A 16,602-nucleotide genomic window follows, 5' to 3' on the forward strand; every position below is an offset into this window, starting at 1 on the left:
AAGGCCCAAAGGGAGATCATCATGGGGATTGCCACTGCAACCATTGCCACTACCGACGACTACCGGCGCGTGCTGAGCAGTTCGCGCCCGGTGTTCATGCTGTTCATCTCAGCTCACTGCCCGGCCTGCGGGGTAGCCGGGCCGCTGTTTGAGCAGATTGCCGCCCAGTACCGATCAGTAGTGAGCCTGGTGCTCGATTGCGCGAAAACGCCGAGGCACCCGCAGGTTACAGGCACCCCGACGCTGCTGATCTTCCAGAACGGCACCTTGATGGAAACATTCAAGGGTTTCGGGCCCGAGGAGCAGCAAGCGCAGTTTGTGGAGGACACCTTCAGGCGTTATGCACGCCGTAAGGCTGCAATAACACCTGCGTCACCCGCCGCTCCTCTACCGCCGCCACCGTCAGGCGCCAGCCCTCATGCTCCAGGCTATCGCCCACCACCGGCAGGCGGTCGAGCAGGCTCATGACCAGGCCGGCCAGGGTCTGGTAGTCCTCGGTCGCAACAGCCTTGAAGCCGGTACGCTGACGAATCTGGGTGAGGTTGAGGGCGCCATTGGCACGGAAGCCCGCGCCCTCCTCGACAATATCCGGCCCTTCGATCTCACTGGCATCCGGCAACTCACCGGCGATGGATTCAAGAATGTCGGTCATGCTCAATACGCCCATGAAGTCACCGAATTCGTTGATCACGAAGGCGATATGGGTGGATTCCTGGCGCATCTGCTCCAGGGCGTTGAGGATCGAAAAGCTCTCCAGCAGGTTGATCGCCCGGCGTGCGAGGTGCTCCAGGTTCGGCTCGTTGCCGGCCAGGTATTCCTTGAGCAACTCCTTCTTGTGCACAAAGCCCAGCGGCTCATCCACCGCGCCATTGCGGATCAGCGGCAGGCGCGAATAGGACGAATGCATCAGCTTCAGGCGAATCGTGTCGGCGTCGTCCGCCAGGTCGATAAAGTCAACGTTGGCCCGCGGCGTCATCAAGCTGCGGATCGGCCGCTCGGCCAGTTGCAGCACACCACTGATCATCACCCGCTCGCGTCGGTCGAACAGCGGCCCCTGGGCGGCATCCGTCTCGCCCAACAGGTCAGCCACCTCTTCCCCCACCTCCTCCACCGCCAGGCTGCGACCGCCGAGCAAGCGCATCACCGCATGGGCCGTGCGCTCACGCACCGGCAACACGCTCTGGGCCGACTTCTTGCGACGCGCGCGGGCAATCTGGTTGAACACCTCGATCAGGATCGAGAAACCAATCGCCGCGTACAGGTAACCCTTGGGAATATGGAAACCCAGGCCTTCGGCGGTCAGGGCAAAACCGATCATCATCAGGAAGCCCAGGCACAGCATGATCACCGTCGGGTGGGCGTTGACGAAGCGTGTGAGCGGCTTGCTCGCGACGATCATCAGGCCGATGGAAATGATCACCGCGATCATCATCACCGCCAGCTCATCCACCATGCCCACGGCCGTGATCACCGCATCCAGGGAGAACACCGCGTCGAGCACCACGATCTGCGCCACAATCGGCCAGAACATGGCGTATGCCACGTTACCGGTGCGCTGGGCCACATGGCCTTCCAGGCGTTCATGCAATTCCATGGTGGCCTTGAACAACAGGAACACACCGCCGAACAGCATGATCAGGTCACGGCCGGAGAAGCTCTTGTCGAACACCTCGAACAGCGGCTGGGTCAGGGTCACCAACCAGGAAATACTCGCCAACAGGCCCAGGCGCATCAGCAACGCCAGGGACAAACCGATCAAGCGCGCACGGTCGCGCTGCTCCGGCGGCAGCTTGTCCGCCAGGATCGCAATAAACACCAGGTTGTCGATGCCCAGCACCAGTTCCAGCACAATCAAGGTCAACAGGCCGAGCCAGGCCGTTGGATCCGCTAACCATTCCATTTATACAAGTCTCTCTACAGGTTTCAGAATGCCGGGCACGGCAAGGCGCGGTCAGTGGACCGGGACACGGCTGGCAGTCGGGATACGGGATGTTTCAGCGGGAACAGCGGCGGCGGATGTCTTGGGGAAAGACGACTGGGAGGCTCCGAGAGGATGTTCATGCAGGTCCTGAAATAACAAAAGGACTTGAATCCTACAGGCGAAATACAAATTTCCTGCAACGCAAAACTATTACAAAACCTGTCTTCGAACCCCACACAAAATCATGTGGGAAGGGGCTTGCCCCCGATGAGCATGGGTATTTTCAGATCCTGCCAAATCTCTGTGGTGAGCGGGCGGTGCGACGATTCGACAAGCCCGCTCACCACAACAGCCCTATCTGCCGGGCGTCCGGCGTTGAGCCAACGTTGTGTAGATACCCACGCCCCGATGAGGGCGTGTCAGGTTTTACGGGTTGCGTCGTCCAGCGCCAGAATGGTGTGGGCATTAGTGACGGTGGTTGCGAGGGTATTGATCACCCCCGAACGCAACGCCCCCAGCGTGGCCGCCGCCTTGGTGTTCTCGCTGGCAATCGCCACCACGTCCGGGATGCGAAACAACTCCTGCACCGTCAACCCGATCACTCGCCCCTGGATCGCGTTGACTGCCGGCTGGCCGTGGATGTCGATGAAGTCATAGCCCATCATGTCGCCCACGGTGCCGGACAGGCGAGCCTGGGCGATTTCCTGGGGCGAGAACCAGCCCATGCGCACCATATTGCTGTTTTCGCTCATGTCGCCGATGCCGATCAGCGCCATGTCAGCCCGCCGCGCACGGTCGAGGGTCGAGCGCACCGTGTCGTTGTTGATCAACACCCCGCGCAACTCCGGGTTGGCCACCAGGGCCGGGGCGTACAGGCTTTCACTCTCGCCGCCAAAGCGCAGGGCCAGGCGCCGGCAGATGTGATCGGGGTTCATGTATTCGCCGGCCTTGAGCGAACCGCCAATGGCGCAGACAAATGTGCAGTTGCGCGTCACCGGCAGGAACACGTTATCAGCCACGGCGCCGACGTTGCGGCCCATGCCCACGGCGACGATCATGCCGTCGCTCAAGGTCTTGTTCAGGTAGTTGGCCACCAGGCTGGCGACGGCCGAGCGCTGGGTATCGGGGTCGCTGTGGTCCACCGCGATCAACGCGCGATCCAGCTTGAAGCGCGCCACCAAGGCCTGTTCCAGCTCGTTGTTCATCGCCGGATGCTGCAAGACGCGCACCTCGACAATGCCCTCATCCCGCGCACGTTTGAGCAATCGGCTGACTTTTGCCCGGGACAGGTCGAAGCGCTTGGCGATGGCTTCCTGAGTGACGTTCTCGAGGTAATAGAGCATCGCCACTTCGGTCATCTGATCAATATCGCTGGCCATGCGCTGGGTACTGTCACTCATGGGGACGGGCTTCCGTTTCGGCGTCAAAGGCGCATTCTCCCGACTCTTGCCCTGCTACGTCCACTATTGATGCCCATCGCGCTCGATCGCATTGATGCGCTCGACCTTGGCCCCGGAACGGGCCGCCTCGAACTCCGACTCCAGGAACGACTTGACGATGCTTTTCGCCAGTTCGGCGCCGATCACCCGCGCGCCGATAGAGAGGATCTGCGCATCGTTGCTCTTGCGCGCCCGCTCTGCCGAGTACGTGTCATGGGCCTGGGCCGCGCGAATCCCGAGCACCTTGTTGGCCGAGATCGCCATGCCGATCCCCGTGCCGCACACCAGCACGCCCAGGCGCTGCTGCCCGGCGTTGATGGCGGTGGCCACGGCCAGGGCGATGTCCGGGTACAACACCGGCGCGGTGGAATGGGTGCCGAAGTCGGTCACCGGATAGCCCAGCGCCTCGATATGGCGCTTTAACAGCTCCTTGAGCTCAAAACCCGCTTCATCGCATCCGATAGCCACCGGGAAAGGTGTGTTCATGGTGTCTGGCTCCGCTGCCGTGAGGGTGCTTACAACTGATCAATTGATCACTCAATGAAATTTCTATCATTCATTTCGCAGGCGTTACCCCTCTTCTGTCAAGCGGGATTTAACTGACCTGTCAGTCAAAGCGCTCTAAAAAAGGGTAATTGGCGAAAAAGATCAGAATCGCAGCATTTACATGAAAGAGATTGACTGATCAGAATTTCATTTGATACACATATGATCACAGCGAAACATGACTGTGCGACCTAATAAGAATTCACAGCACGAGGACACGCCGATGGCCACGCCATTACTGCTCCAGGCTGAACACGTCGCCAAGGCTTACGCCGGGATCCCTGCCCTGCGTGACGGGCGCCTCTCTCTGCGGGCCGGCAGCGTCCACGCCCTGTGCGGCGGCAACGGCGCAGGCAAGTCGACTTTCCTGAGCATCCTGATGGGCATCACCCCGCGTGATGCCGGCAGCATTCTGCTCAACGGCACCGCCGTACAGTTCAATCGCCCCAGCGAAGCCCTCGCGGCGGGGATCGCGATGATCACCCAGGAACTGGAACCGATCCCCTACATGACCGTCGCCGAAAACATCTGGCTGGGCCGCGAACCGCGCCGCGCCGGCTGCATCGTCGACAACAAGGCCTTGAACCGCCGCACCCGCGAACTGCTGGAAAGCCTGGAATTCGATGTCGACGCGAGCAGCCCCATGCACCGCCTGAGCGTGGCGCAGATCCAGCTGGTGGAAATCGCCAAGGCGTTCAGCCATGACTGCCAGGTGATGATCATGGACGAGCCCACCTCGGCCATTGGCGAGCGCGAAGCCGAAACCCTGTTCAAGGCGATTCGCCGCCTCACCGCGCGGGGCGCCGGCATCGTCTATGTATCGCACCGATTGAGCGAACTGGCGCAGATCGCCGATGACTACAGCATCTTCCGCGACGGCGCCTTTGTGGAAAGCGGACGCATGGCCGATATCGACCGCGACCACCTGGTGCGCGGCATCGTTGGCCAGGAACTGACCCGCATCGACCACAAGGTCGGCCGCGAATGCGCCGCCGACACCTGCCTGCAAGTCGACAACCTCAGCCGCGCCGGCGAGTTCCACGACATCAGCCTGCAACTGCGCCAGGGTGAAATCCTCGGCATCTACGGCCTGATGGGCTCGGGGCGCAGTGAATTCCTCAACTGCATCTATGGCCTGACCGTGGCCGACTCCGGCAGCGTCACCCTGCAAGGCAAGCCCATGCCCGTCGGCCTGCCCAAGGCGACCATCAATGCCGGCATGTCGCTGGTCACCGAAGACCGCAAGGACAGCGGCCTGGTGCTCACCGGCAGCATTCTTTCCAACATTGCGCTGTCGGCCTACAAACGCCTGTCGAGCTGGTCGCTGATCAACGCACGCAAGGAAACCCAACTGGCCCAGGACATGGTCAAGCGCCTGCAGATCAAAACCACCTCACTGGAACTGCCGGTGGCGTCCATGAGCGGCGGCAACCAACAGAAAGTGGTGCTCGCCAAATGCCTGTCGACCGAACCGGTGTGCCTGCTCTGCGATGAGCCGACCCGGGGGATCGATGAGGGCGCCAAGCAGGAGATCTACCACCTGCTGGATCAATTCGTGCGCGCCGGTGGCGCCGCCATCGTGGTGTCGTCGGAAGCCCCGGAACTGTTGCACCTGAGTGACCGCATCGCCGTCTTCAAGGGCGGCCGCCTGGTGACCATCAGCACCGACACCGCCCTTTCCCAGGAAGCCCTGTTGAGTCTTGCCTCATGAATGCCAAAACCATTGCCGCCCCTATCACCACCGCACCGCGCAACCGCCTGCGCCTGTCCCTCGACCGTTTCGGCCTGCCGCTGGTGTTTATCCTGCTGTGCGTGGTGATGGCGTTTTCCAGCGAGTACTTCATGACCTGGCGCAACTGGATGGACATCCTGCGCCAGACCTCCATCAACGGCATCCTCGCGGTGGGCATGACCTACGTGATCCTGACCAAGGGCATCGACCTTTCCGTCGGCTCGATCCTGGCCTTTGCCGGATTGTGCAGCGCCATGGTCGCGACCCAGGGCTACGGGCTGCTGGCGGCGGTGAGTGCGGGGATGTTTGCCGGGGCGATGCTCGGCGTGGTCAACGGCTTTATGGTCGCCAACCTGTCGATCCCACCGTTCGTGGCCACCCTCGGCATGCTCAGCATTGCCCGCGGCATGACCTTCATCCTCAACGACGGCAGCCCGATCACCGACCTGCCCGACGCCTACCTGGCCCTGGGCATCGGAAAGATCGGCCCGATTGGCGTGCCGATCATCATCTTTGCGGTGGTCGCGCTGATCTTCTGGATGGTGCTGCGCTACACCACCTACGGCCGCTACGTGTACGCGGTGGGCGGCAATGAAAAGAGCGCGCGCACCTCCGGGATCGGCGTGCGCAAGGTGATGTTTTCGGTGTACGTGGTGTCCGGCCTGCTCGCCGGGTTGGCCGGCGTGGTGCTGTCGGCACGCACCACCTCCGCCCTGCCCCAGGCCGGGGTGTCCTATGAGTTGGACGCGATAGCCGCCGTGGTGATCGGCGGCACCAGCCTGTCGGGCGGCACCGGCAGCATTGTCGGCACGCTGTTCGGCGCGTTGCTGATCGGCGTGATCAACAACGGCCTGAACCTGCTCGGCGTGTCCTCCTATTACCAGCAGGTCGCCAAGGGCCTGATCATCGTGTTTGCAGTACTGATCGACGTGTGGCGCAAGAAAAAACGCTAGAGAACGACCACTACAACAATAACCGGAGTTCCCCCCATGAAACTTGGTACCACCCTGGCCGCCGCGGCGGCTCTCTCCCTGCTCGCCGGCAGTATCGCAATGGCCGCTGATGGCAAGACCTACAAGGTCGGCGCGGCCGTCTATGGCCTCAAGGGCCAGTTCATGCAGAACTGGGTCCGCGAGCTCAAGGAGCACCCGGCGGTCAAGGATGGCACCGTGCAGTTGACCGTGTTCGACGGCAACTACGACGCCCTGACCCAGAACAACCAGATCGAAAACATGGTGACCCAGCGCTATGACGCAATCCTGTTCGTGCCGATCGACACCAAGGCCGGCGTCGGCACCGTCAAGCAAGCCATGAGCAACGACGTGGTGGTTATCGCCTCCAACACCAAGGTCGCCGACGCCTCGGTGCCCTACGTCGGTAACGATGACGTCGAAGGCGGCCGCCTGCAGGCCCAGGCCATGGTCGACAAGCTCAACGGCAAGGGCAACGTGGTGATCATCCAGGGCCCGATTGGCCAGTCGGCGCAGATCGACCGCGAGAAAGGCGAGCTGGAAGTGCTGGGCAAGCACCCTGGCATCAAGATCATCGAGAAAAAGACCGCCAACTGGGACCGCGCCCAGGCCCTGGCGCTGACCGAAGACTGGTTGAACGCCCACCCCAAAGGCATCAACGGCGTGATCGCGCAGAACGACGACATGGCCCTCGGCGCCGTGCAGGCCCTCAAATCCCACGGCCTGACCTCCAAGGATGTGCCCGTCACGTCCATCGACGGCATGCCGGACGCGATCCAGGCGGCGAAAAAAGACGAAGTCACCACCTTCCTCCAGGACGCCCAGGCCCAGTCCCAGGGCGCACTGGACGTGGCGTTGCGCGCACTGGCCGGCAAGGACTACAAACCGCAGTCGGTGATCTGGGAGCGCTATGCCAAGGACGTGAAATGGGGCGATGGCACGGCCAAGACCTACATCCTGCCGTGGGTGCCCGTGACTAACGCCAACGCCGATGCGCTGTACAAACAGGTCAGTGGCGGTAAGTAGTTATTGGCTTGAAATACAGTCAAGTGTTGGAGGGGGCTTGCTCCCGATGGCGGTGTACCAGTGATAGATCAGGTGACTGACCCACCGCCATCGGGGGCAAGCCCCCTCCCACACGAGATCTTCACTGTTTTCGAAAATGGAGTCATGTAAATGTCTGGATTCTGGAACCAAGCCTTCGACCTCAACGGCCGTTGCGCGGTGATTACCGGCGGCGCCGCCGGTATCGGCCTGGCCTGTGCCAGCCTGCTGGTGGAGCGCGGCGCCCGCGTGGCTTTGCTCGACCGCGACCCGGCGGTGGTTGAAGTGGCGGCAGGCCTGGGTGTCGGGCATCTGGGCATTGCCGTCGACCTCAGCCGGATCAACCAGGTGCAACACACCATCGACCAGGTCTTCGCACACTTCCAACGCCTGGACTACCTGATCAACAGCGCCGGCGTGGCCCTGCTGGACAAGGCCGTCGATGTCAGCGAAAGCGCCTGGGACACCACCCTGGACATCAACCTCAAGGCCAGCTTCTTCGTGGCCCAGGCCTGCGCGCGGCACATGCTCGCCCAGGGCAGCGGGCGCATCGTCAACCTCGCGTCCCAGGCGGCGGTGATCGGCCTCGACCGCCACGTCGCCTACTGCGCCAGCAAGGCGGCCATCGTCGGCATGACCAAGGTATTGGCCATGGAATGGGCGCCGCACATCAATGTCAACGCCATCTCCCCCACCATCGTCGAGACCGCGCTGGGCAAGAAGGCCTGGGCCGGTGAAGTCGGCGAACGGGCCAAATTGCAGATCCCGGCGGGCCGCTTTGCGCAGCCGGAGGAAATCGCCGGGCTGGCGCTGTACCTGCTCAGCGATGCCGCGCAGATGATCACCGGCGCCAACCTGGTGATCGACGGCGGCTACAGCATTCAGTAATTCATTTATCTGTCGTGAGGTTTTGTCATGTCCACTGTCACCGAACGCACACCCGAACAACTCTCGCCGGTCATCCCGAAAACCATGCAGGCCGTGGTTTGCCATGGCCCGGAAGACTATCGCCTGGAAACCGTCGACGTGCCCACGCCCGGCCCCGATGAAATCCTCACCAAGGTCGAGTTGTGCGGCATTTGCATGGGCGACATCAAGACCTATCGCGGCGCGCCGTCGTTCTGGGGCGATGCCGAGCAACCGCGCTACGTCAAGCCGCCGATGATCCCCGGCCATGAGTTCGTGTGTCGCGTGGTGGCCCTGGGCCCAGGCGCGGAAAAGCGCGGCGTGAAGGTCGGTGACCGGGTGATCTCGGAGCAGATCGTGCCGTGCTGGGGCTGTCGCTTCTGCAACCACGGCCAGTACTGGATGTGCCAGAAACACGACCTCTATGGTTTCCAGAACAATGTGCAGGGTGCCATGGCCCAGTACATGATCTTCACCAAGGAAGGCATCATTCACAAAGTGCCGGAATCCATCGCCCCCGATGAAGCGATCCTGATCGAACCCCTGGCCTGCTCACTGCATGCGGCGGAACGCGCCAACGTCGACCATGATGACATTGTGGTGGTGGCCGGCGCCGGTACCCTGGGCCTGGGCATCATCGGCGCCGTACGCTTGCGCAACCCGAAAAAACTCATCGTGCTCGACATGAAACCCGAACGCGCCGCCCTCGCCCTGCGCATGGGCGCCGACGAAGTGTGGAACCCGGCCGAAGTGGACGTACTGGCCAACATCCGCGCGATCACCGACGGCTATGGCTGCGACATCTATATCGAGGCCACCGGGCACCACAAGGCGGTGAACCAGGGCCTGGCGATGCTGCGCAAGCTGGGGCGCTTCGTGGAGTTCAGCGTATTCAACGACGAGGCCACGGTGGACTGGTCGATCATCGGCGACCGCAAGGAGCTGGACATCCTCGGCTCGCACCTGGGGCCGTACATGTACCCGCGGGCCATCGACTTTATCGGCAACCGCAAGATCGATATGCGCGATGTGGTGACCCACAAGTTCGCCCTGGCGGACTTCAAGGAAGCGTTTGCGGTGATGGAACGTGGCGACAAGTCGCTCAAGGTTGTACTAGAGCCCTAAGCACCCGACAGGTCCAAATGTGGGAGGGGCCAGCCCCTCCCACATTTGGATAGCGGTGAACCCATAAAAACAGGAACCCGCGTTATGAATCGAGTCATCAACGATCCGGACCAAGTGGTCGAGGACATGCTGCGCGGCATCCTGGTTGCGCACCCCGAACTGCGCCAGTACGAAAGCAACCCACGAGTGATCGTCAAGGCCAGGCCTTCCGGGCCAGGGCGTGTCGGCATTGTCACGGGGGGCGGCTCCGGCCATGAGCCGGCCTTTCTCGGCTATGTCGGCCCCGGCCTGGTCGACGCGGTGGCCGTCGGCGAGATTTTCTCCTCGCCCACCGCCAAGAGCTTTTTCGACGCCTTCCGCGCCGCCGACCATGGCGCCGGCGTGGCCTGCCTGTACGGCAACTATGCCGGCGACAATATGAACGTGAAGCTGGCGATGAAAATGGCCGCCAGCAAAGACATGCGCATCCGCACCGTGGTCGCCAACGACGACGTGGCCTCCGCGCCCAAGGCCGAGATCGCCAAGCGTCGCGGCGTGGCCGGGGAAATCTTCATGTGGAAGATCGGCGGTGCCGCAGCCGCCCAGCACTACGACCTCGACGGCGTGATTCGCGTCGCGCAGAAAACCGTCGACCACTGCCGCTCGATTGGCATCGGCCTCACGCCCTGCACCATTGCCGCCGTGGGCAAGCCCAACTTCCAGATCCCCGACGGCCAGATGGAACTGGGCATCGGCCATCACGGCGAACCGGGCATTGAGGTCATCCCCATTGAGTCCGCCGCCGCCATGGCCGAGCGCATGCTCGCGCCGATCCTCGCCGACCGCGACTTCAGCCAGGATGATAGCGTGGTGGTGCTGGTCTCCGGTCTTGGCGCCACGCCGGTGATGGAGCTGTATATTTTCTACGCCGAGGTGGAACGCCAACTCAAGGCCAAGGGTTTGAAGATTCACCGTTGCTACGTCGGCAACTACTTCACCTCCCTGGAAATGATGGGCGTGACCCTGACCCTGCTCGGCCTCGACGCGGAGTTGAAAACCCTGATCGACCAACCCTGCCGCTCCATCGGCATGACCCAGGCGGACTGAACCATGAGCCAGCATTTTTCCAGCCACCACGGCAGCGCCATCGTCACCGACCTGGTCAGTGTGATCGTGGCCAACCGTGAATACCTCAGCGAAGTCGACGGCGCGATTGGCGACGGCGACCATGGCATCAACATGGCCAAGGGCTTCGCCCATTGCGGGCGCACGATCGAAGGTCGCCAACTGAGCCTCGCCGAAGCCCTGGATGAACTGACCCTGAGCCTGATGGAAGGCATCGGCGGCTCCATGGGGCCGTTGTATGGCAGCCTGTTTATCGGCATGGCCGACGAAGTGCGTGGCCGTGACGACATCGACGCAGCCACCTTCGCCCACCTGTTGCGTGGCGGCCTGACCTCGTTGCAGGACATCACCGAAGCGGGCGTGGGCGACAAGTGCCTGATGGACACATTGATCCCGGCGGTGGAAGCCTTCGAGCGCGCGCACGCCTCGGGGGCGTCCTTCAGTGATGCACTGGAAGCGATGAAAACCGCCGCCTCCCAAGGGCGCGACTCCACCAAGGACCTGGTGGCGAAGATCGGCCGCGCCAGTCGCCTGGGCGAGCGCTCACTCGGCGTGCTGGATGCGGGGGCGGTGTCGTGCTGCCTGATCCTTACGCGCCTGGCGGATTCGGTGCAGCCGCGCCTGAGTGCTTGACCTGCTGGATATACCGCACCACCGCCGGCGCTTTCTCGAAGCGCCGGTGAATCAGCGACAGCCACGACGATGCGTCGCAGCCCTGAATGCTGCGGTACACCACGCCCGGCATCTGCACATGCCCGACCATTGACGCGGGCACCACCGCCACGCCCTGCCCCATCGACACCAGCGCCACCACCGCGACCAGCCCGCCCGGCTGTGGCCCCAGGCGCGGGGCATAACCGCCTTGCGCGGCGACATGCAGGGTGCCGCTGATTTGCTCCGGCAGGATAAATGTCTCGTTTTGCAGGTGTTCGCAGCCTATGGCCGCGAGCCCCAGCAGCCAGGAATCCTGGGGCAGCGCCAGGACAAAACCTTCGCCGTCCAGGCGCACCGCCTCCACCCCCTCGGGCAAGGTCATCGGCGAGCGGATGTAGCCGATGTCATAGCGCCCGTCCGCCACCGCACTCGGCAGCGTGGCCATGGCGCATTCGCGCACCGTCACGCTGACGTCGGGAAATGCCTTGCCGAACGCACGCATCTGCCGCTGCAACAGCCCGGCGTACAGCGCCGAGGCTACGTAACCCAATTCGATATGACCGATCTCGCCACGCCCCGCGCGCTGGGCATGGCGTTGGGCGAATTCGAACTGGCGCACGGTGGCTTCGGCTTCGACCAGCAAGGCGGCGCCGGCTTCAGTGAGGCTGACTTCGCGTTGCCGACGGATAAACAAGCGCGTGCCGAGGCTGGTTTCCATGTCCTGGATCTGCCGGCTCAGGGTCGGCGGCGCAATGCCCAATTGCTCGGCGGCGCGGGTGAAGTTGCGCTGCCTGGCCACGGCCAGGAAGTAGCGAAAATGGCGGATGTCCATAACAGGATTAGCTCAAAGGTAATGAAGCGCTCCACACGGGCTAACAATGTCAGCAGCAGCCGGGGATAAGCTCGAAGCACTTCAACACTAGAGAGCCTTTGCGATGTCCGTCAACCGTATTCCTCATATTGCCTGCAAGGTAATCCAATCATGAGTCGGGTCAGCCCACGCCTGACGTTGCTGACCGCGTCCGGCGTCTGCTCGCTGATCGTGCTCGACACCAATATCGTCGCCGTGACCCTGCCGAGCATCGCTCGCGACCTGGGGGCGAACTTTGCCGATATCGAATGGGTGGTCAGCGCCTACATGCTGGCGTTTGCCGCCTTGCTCCTGCCGGCCGGCAGCCTGGCCGATCGGTTCGGGCGCAAGAAATCCCTGGTCTGGGGCCTGAGTATTTTTATCCTCGCCTCCCTTGGCTGCGGGGCGGCGCCGAGTGCGTTGTGGCTGGATATCGCCCGCGCGGTCAAGGGCGTCGGTGCAGCGTTATTGCTCACGTCAGCCCTGGCCTCCATTGGCCATACCTTCCACGATGAAGTCGAGCGGGCCAAGGCCTGGGCGTTCTGGGGCGCCTGCATGGGCGTGGCGATGACGGCCGCACCGACCCTGGGCGGCGTGATCACCGAGTACCTGGGCTGGCGCTGGATTTTCTACCTCAACCTGCCCGTGGGCCTGGCGCTGATGAGCCTGGTGCTGCACGCCATTCCGGAATCCCGCGATAGCCAATCCGCCCGCCTCGACCCATGGGGCAGCCTGGCCTTCAGCGCAAGCCTGTTGTGCCTGATCTGGGGCCTGATCGAGGCCAACCGTATCGGCTGGGATAACCCGCTGACCTATGCACGCCTGATCGGCGGTGCGGTGTTGCTGGGTGCGTTTGCAGGGATCGAACGTGTGCAGCAGCGGCCCATGGTGGACCTGCAACTGTTTCGCCACCCGCGTTTTATCGGCGCCTTGCTCGGGATGTTTGCCTACGCCGGCTGCGCCCAGGTGATGATGACGTTGCTGCCGTTCTATCTGCAGAACGGCCTGGGTTTCTCCGCGATTGCCTCTGGGCTGGGCATGCTGCCGTTCGCCCTGACCATGCTGATCTGTCCCCGGATCGGCGCGCGGCTGGCGGGGCGCTTCGCACCGGCAACGATGATGGCAACCGGGTTGACCCTGGTGGGCTGCGGCAACCTGCTAAGTGCCTGGGCGGTGGATATCGGCGGCTACCTGCCCTTCGCCCTGGCGATTGCCGTCACCGGTGCCGGTGCCGGTTTGCTCAATGGCGATACCCAGAAAAACATCATGGCCTGCGTGCCACGGGACCGTGCGGGGATGGCGTCGGGCATGAGCACCACCATGCGGTTCAGCGCGATCATGTTGGCGATTGGTGTGTATGGCGCACTGCTGAGCAGCCACAGCGAGCACGTGTTGCGCGCACGTATCGACACGCAATGGCAGGCGCAGGCGGCGGGGATTGCTTCACGGGTGGTGGCCGGGGATATGCCGGCGGCAATGGGCTTGTTGCCGGAGCCGGCACGGGCGATGGTGCAACCGCTGGCGCGGCAGGCGTTTGTGGACGGGTTCAGCGGGGTGTTGTGGGTGGCAGGGTTATTGGGATTGCTCGGAGCGCTGGTGGTGGGGAGGCTGATGCGCAAGCCCCCTCCCACACCGAACTAATGTGGGAGGGGGCTTGCCCTAATACCAGTCAGTTAAGGAGGAACACTGTAACTGTGGCGAGCGGGCTTGCCCCGCGTTGGGCTGCGCAGCAGCCCCAATAAGAGCGCTGCAGTGTGCCAGGCAGCTCCGGGACTATGTTTTGGGGCTGCTTCGCAGCCCAACGCGGGACAAGCCCGCTCACCACAACAGCCCTATCTGCCGGGCGTTCAGCGTTGAGCCAACGTTGTGTAGATACCTATGCCCCTATGAGGGTGTGTCAGTAAATGCAACTGTGACTGACCCACCGCCATCGGGGGCAAGCCCCCTCCCACAGGTATTACCTATACCTCAAAGGGGCTTACCAGAAGCGTTGCTGGGTCAGGCGGTTCCACCAGGTCAGCAGCACCCGGTCGACCGAGCCGCTGGCCGCCAGGCCCACCCGTTCCTGCAGGCTTTTACGCTCGGCATAGTGCAGGTGGAACACTTCGGCGGTCTTGGCCTTGGTGGCCAGGTATTCGTCGCTGGTTTGCAGTTCGTCGACCAGTTGCTTATCCAGCGCTGCAACGCCCAGCCACACCTCCCCGGTCGCTACGTCGTCAATCGCCAGCTGTGGGCGATAACGGGAGACGAAGTTCTTGAACAACTGATGGGTGATGTCCAGGTCTTCCTGGAACTTCTCGCGGCCTTTCTCGGTGTTTTCGCCAAACACCGTGAGGGTGCGCTTGTACTCGCCGGCGGTCAGCACTTCAAAGTCGATGTCGTGCTTTTTCAGCAGGCGGTTGACATTGGGTAGCTGCGCCACCACGCCAATGGAGCCGAGGATGGCAAACGGTGCGCTGATGATCTTCTCGCCGATGCACGCCATCATGTAGCCGCCGCTGGCCGCGACCTTGTCGATGCACACGGTCAACGGCACGCCCGCCTGACGGATACGCGCCAGTTGCGACGACGCCAGGCCGTAGCTGTGGACCATGCCGCCGCCGCTTTCCAGGCGCAGCACCACTTCGTCCTTGGGCGTGGCCAGGCTCAGCAGCGCGGTGATTTCATGGCGCAGGCTCTCGGTGGCCGAGGCCTTGATATCGCCGTCGAAATCCAGCACGAACACCCTTGGCTTTGCTTCGGGCTTCTTCTTGCTGTTCTTCTTTTCGGCTTTGCTTTCGGACTTGCGCAGGGCCTTGAGCTGCTCCTTGTCGAGCAGGCTCGACTCCAGGCGCTCACGCAGGCCTTTATAGAAGTCATTGAGCTTGCTGACCTGCAGTTGGCCGGCGGCTTTGCGACGCCCTTTGCTGCGCAGTGCCGCGAAGCTGATCAAGACCACCAGAATAGCGACCACCAGGGTGACGGTCTTCGCCAGAAAGCTCGCGTATTCAGCCAAAAAATCCATGTGTCTCCTTAACAATGCACGGCGCCAGGCGCGGATTGCCCAAGCATACCGACGGGATCGCCGGGCGGCCAGTGCTCAAACCGCCAGCAGGAACGCGCTCCAACGAGCTTTTAAAACAAGCGTATGTTTTTTCATTGACAGCACCTTGGCATCCTCATAACCTCGCCAGACTTTCAACGTACCGGGAAAACGGACGTGGGCAGCATCTATTTGATTCGACATGGCCAGGCCTCCTTCGGTGCAGACGACTATGACGTGCTGTCGCCCGTCGGCGTGGAACAAGCGCAAGTGCTCGGCCGCCACCTGGCGGATATGGGCCTGGTGTTCGACCGCTGCATCGCCGGCGACCTGCGCCGCCAGCAGCACACCGCCACTGCCGCCTTCGATCAATACAGCAGCCTCGGCCTGCCGGTACCTGCATTGGAAACCGACAGCGCCTTCAACGAATTCGACGCCGACGCGATCATCCGCGCCCTGCTCCCCGACCTGCTCGGCAGCGAACCCGACGCCCTGGACATCCTGCGCAACGCCGCGCAAAACCGCAGCGAGTTCCAACGCATCTTCGCCCTGATCATCGAGCGCTGGCTGGCCGGCACCTATGACCCCGCGGGGCTGGAAAGCTGGCTGGGGTTCGTCGAGCGCGTCCAGGGTGGCCTGCAACGCATTCTGGAAGCAGCGGACAACACGCAGAAGATCGCGGTGTTCACCTCCGGCGGCACCATCACCGCCCTGCTCCACCTGATTACCCGGATGCCTGCCGCCCAGGCCTTCGAACTGAACTGGCAAATTGTTAACACCTCGCTCAACCAGCTGAAATTCCGCGGTCGCGAGGTGGCACTGGCTTCCTTCAACAGTCACACCCACTTGCAACTGTTGAAGGCGCCGCAACTCATCACCTTCCGATGAAGTGCGGCCAACCGTGACCCCAAGGTCACTGGACTCACCATAAAAGGATCGAAACCATGACTGACGTAGCTAAAGCTGTAGAAGCAATGAAAGCCAAATTCAACCCAAGCGCTGCCGAAGGCTTGGACCTGGTGTTCGGTTTCCGTATCGACGACACCAAGAACTTTTCCCTGGTGGTCAAAGACAAGACCTGTGAACTGCAGGAAGGCGAAAACCCGGACGCCCAAGTGACCCTGGTCATGGACAGCGAGACCCTGGAGGGCATCGTCGACGGTTCCACCGACGGCATGCAGGCCTTCATGGGCGGCAAGCTGCGCACCGAAGGCGACATGATGCTGGCCATGAAGCTGAGCGAACTGTTCCCTTCCTGATTCACGGGCAACCCTGAATCTCTGTGGGA

At 62.5% G+C, this 16,602-nt stretch carries 15 protein-coding genes and 1 pseudogene; 11 read left to right on the top strand and 5 right to left on the bottom strand.

The window, feature by feature from the left end; all coding sequences use genetic code 11:
- Positions 1-21 precede the first annotated feature (21 nt).
- Positions 22-312, top strand: a pseudogene (locus BM416_RS03250) (thioredoxin family protein); the annotation flags it as partial.
- A 19-nt stretch (positions 313-331) separates the two neighbouring features.
- On the opposite strand, the gene BM416_RS03255 reads toward BM416_RS03250, so the two are convergent.
- The 3 genes from BM416_RS03255 to rpiB form a co-directional block, all read right to left on the bottom strand.
- On the bottom strand, positions 332-1,900 hold the full coding sequence (locus BM416_RS03255) for a TerC family protein (RefSeq protein ID WP_092485317.1): 1,569 nt from the start codon (positions 1,898-1,900) through the stop codon (positions 332-334).
- A gap of 440 nt (positions 1,901-2,340) precedes the next feature.
- Positions 2,341-3,321, bottom strand: coding sequence for a sugar-binding transcriptional regulator (locus BM416_RS03260; RefSeq protein WP_027608636.1), 981 nt, complete (start codon positions 3,319-3,321; stop codon positions 2,341-2,343).
- A gap of 63 nt (positions 3,322-3,384) precedes the next feature.
- Entirely contained in the window at positions 3,385-3,846 is a 462-nt protein-coding gene (gene rpiB / locus BM416_RS03265; RefSeq protein WP_016969738.1) for a ribose 5-phosphate isomerase B, read from the bottom strand.
- 283 nt (positions 3,847-4,129) lie between these two features.
- Between rpiB and BM416_RS03270 the strand changes: the two genes are divergently transcribed.
- The 7 genes from BM416_RS03270 (at position 4,130) to dhaL (ending at position 11,421) form a co-directional block, all read left to right on the top strand.
- A complete protein-coding gene (locus BM416_RS03270; protein WP_074847010.1) occupies positions 4,130-5,617 on the top strand; it encodes a sugar ABC transporter ATP-binding protein in 1,488 nt (495 codons plus the stop codon).
- Positions 5,614-6,591: an ABC transporter permease gene (locus BM416_RS03275; RefSeq protein WP_027608638.1), complete on the top strand. Its 978-nt coding sequence runs from the start codon at positions 5,614-5,616 to the stop codon at positions 6,589-6,591. The genes BM416_RS03270 and BM416_RS03275 overlap by 4 nt, the downstream gene beginning before the upstream one ends.
- A gap of 36 nt (positions 6,592-6,627) precedes the next feature.
- Positions 6,628-7,635, top strand: a complete 1,008-nt coding sequence (locus BM416_RS03280) for a substrate-binding domain-containing protein (protein ID WP_027608639.1) — start codon at positions 6,628-6,630, stop codon at positions 7,633-7,635.
- 150 nt (positions 7,636-7,785) lie between these two features.
- Positions 7,786-8,541 (top strand): SDR family oxidoreductase, encoded by a 756-nt coding sequence (locus BM416_RS03285; RefSeq protein ID WP_092485320.1) that lies wholly within the window; start codon positions 7,786-7,788, stop codon positions 8,539-8,541.
- A gap of 27 nt (positions 8,542-8,568) precedes the next feature.
- Positions 8,569-9,684, top strand: a complete 1,116-nt coding sequence (locus BM416_RS03290) for an MDR/zinc-dependent alcohol dehydrogenase-like family protein (protein WP_092485323.1) — start codon at positions 8,569-8,571, stop codon at positions 9,682-9,684.
- Between the two features lie 84 nt (positions 9,685-9,768).
- On the top strand, positions 9,769-10,770 hold the full coding sequence (locus BM416_RS03295; RefSeq protein ID WP_092485326.1) for a dihydroxyacetone kinase subunit DhaK: 1,002 nt from the start codon (positions 9,769-9,771) through the stop codon (positions 10,768-10,770).
- Positions 10,771-10,773: 3 nt separating this feature from the next.
- Positions 10,774-11,421: a dihydroxyacetone kinase subunit DhaL gene (dhaL, locus tag BM416_RS03300; protein WP_092485329.1), complete on the top strand. Its 648-nt coding sequence runs from the start codon at positions 10,774-10,776 to the stop codon at positions 11,419-11,421.
- Here the strand turns inward: dhaL and BM416_RS03305 are convergent.
- Positions 11,378-12,274 (bottom strand): LysR substrate-binding domain-containing protein, encoded by an 897-nt coding sequence (locus tag BM416_RS03305; protein ID WP_092485332.1) that lies wholly within the window; start codon positions 12,272-12,274, stop codon positions 11,378-11,380. The genes dhaL and BM416_RS03305 overlap by 44 nt on opposite strands.
- Before the next feature lie 150 nt (positions 12,275-12,424).
- On the opposite strand from BM416_RS03305, the gene BM416_RS03310 reads away from it, so the two are divergent.
- Entirely contained in the window at positions 12,425-13,933 is a 1,509-nt protein-coding gene (locus BM416_RS03310; protein WP_092485335.1) for an MFS transporter, read from the top strand.
- Between the two features lie 337 nt (positions 13,934-14,270).
- On the opposite strand, the gene sohB is transcribed toward BM416_RS03310, so the two are convergent.
- A complete protein-coding gene (gene sohB, locus BM416_RS03315; RefSeq protein WP_092485338.1) occupies positions 14,271-15,296 on the bottom strand; it encodes a protease SohB in 1,026 nt (341 codons plus the stop codon).
- Positions 15,297-15,491: 195 nt separating this feature from the next.
- On the opposite strand from sohB, the gene BM416_RS03320 reads away from it, so the two are divergent.
- Both BM416_RS03320 and BM416_RS03325 read left to right on the top strand, forming a co-directional pair.
- Positions 15,492-16,202: a histidine phosphatase family protein gene (locus BM416_RS03320; RefSeq protein WP_092485341.1), complete on the top strand. Its 711-nt coding sequence runs from the start codon at positions 15,492-15,494 to the stop codon at positions 16,200-16,202.
- Between the two features lie 56 nt (positions 16,203-16,258).
- Positions 16,259-16,573 (top strand): SCP2 sterol-binding domain-containing protein, encoded by a 315-nt coding sequence (locus BM416_RS03325; RefSeq protein WP_005788868.1) that lies wholly within the window; start codon positions 16,259-16,261, stop codon positions 16,571-16,573.
- Positions 16,574-16,602 lie beyond the last annotated feature (29 nt).

The organism is Pseudomonas sp. NFACC42-2 (genome assembly GCF_900116055.1).
Classification (GTDB): domain Bacteria; phylum Pseudomonadota; class Gammaproteobacteria; order Pseudomonadales; family Pseudomonadaceae; genus Aquipseudomonas; species Aquipseudomonas marginalis.

Coding starts and splice junctions, on each gene's coding strand:
- BM416_RS03255 (WP_092485317.1), bottom strand. CDS start 1,900: ATGGAATGGTTAGCGGATCCAACGGCCTGGCTCGGCCTGTTGACCTTG.
- BM416_RS03260 (WP_027608636.1), bottom strand. CDS start 3,321: ATGAGTGACAGTACCCAGCGCATGGCCAGCGATATTGATCAGATGACC.
- rpiB (WP_016969738.1), bottom strand. CDS start 3,846: ATGAACACACCTTTCCCGGTGGCTATCGGATGCGATGAAGCGGGTTTT.
- BM416_RS03270 (WP_074847010.1), top strand. CDS start 4,130: ATGGCCACGCCATTACTGCTCCAGGCTGAACACGTCGCCAAGGCTTAC.
- BM416_RS03275 (WP_027608638.1), top strand. CDS start 5,614: ATGAATGCCAAAACCATTGCCGCCCCTATCACCACCGCACCGCGCAAC.
- BM416_RS03280 (WP_027608639.1), top strand. CDS start 6,628: ATGAAACTTGGTACCACCCTGGCCGCCGCGGCGGCTCTCTCCCTGCTC.
- BM416_RS03285 (WP_092485320.1), top strand. CDS start 7,786: ATGTCTGGATTCTGGAACCAAGCCTTCGACCTCAACGGCCGTTGCGCG.
- BM416_RS03290 (WP_092485323.1), top strand. CDS start 8,569: ATGTCCACTGTCACCGAACGCACACCCGAACAACTCTCGCCGGTCATC.
- BM416_RS03295 (WP_092485326.1), top strand. CDS start 9,769: ATGAATCGAGTCATCAACGATCCGGACCAAGTGGTCGAGGACATGCTG.
- dhaL (WP_092485329.1), top strand. CDS start 10,774: ATGAGCCAGCATTTTTCCAGCCACCACGGCAGCGCCATCGTCACCGAC.
- BM416_RS03305 (WP_092485332.1), bottom strand. CDS start 12,274: ATGGACATCCGCCATTTTCGCTACTTCCTGGCCGTGGCCAGGCAGCGC.
- BM416_RS03310 (WP_092485335.1), top strand. CDS start 12,425: ATGAGTCGGGTCAGCCCACGCCTGACGTTGCTGACCGCGTCCGGCGTC.
- sohB (WP_092485338.1), bottom strand. CDS start 15,296: ATGGATTTTTTGGCTGAATACGCGAGCTTTCTGGCGAAGACCGTCACC.
- BM416_RS03325 (WP_005788868.1), top strand. CDS start 16,259: ATGACTGACGTAGCTAAAGCTGTAGAAGCAATGAAAGCCAAATTCAAC.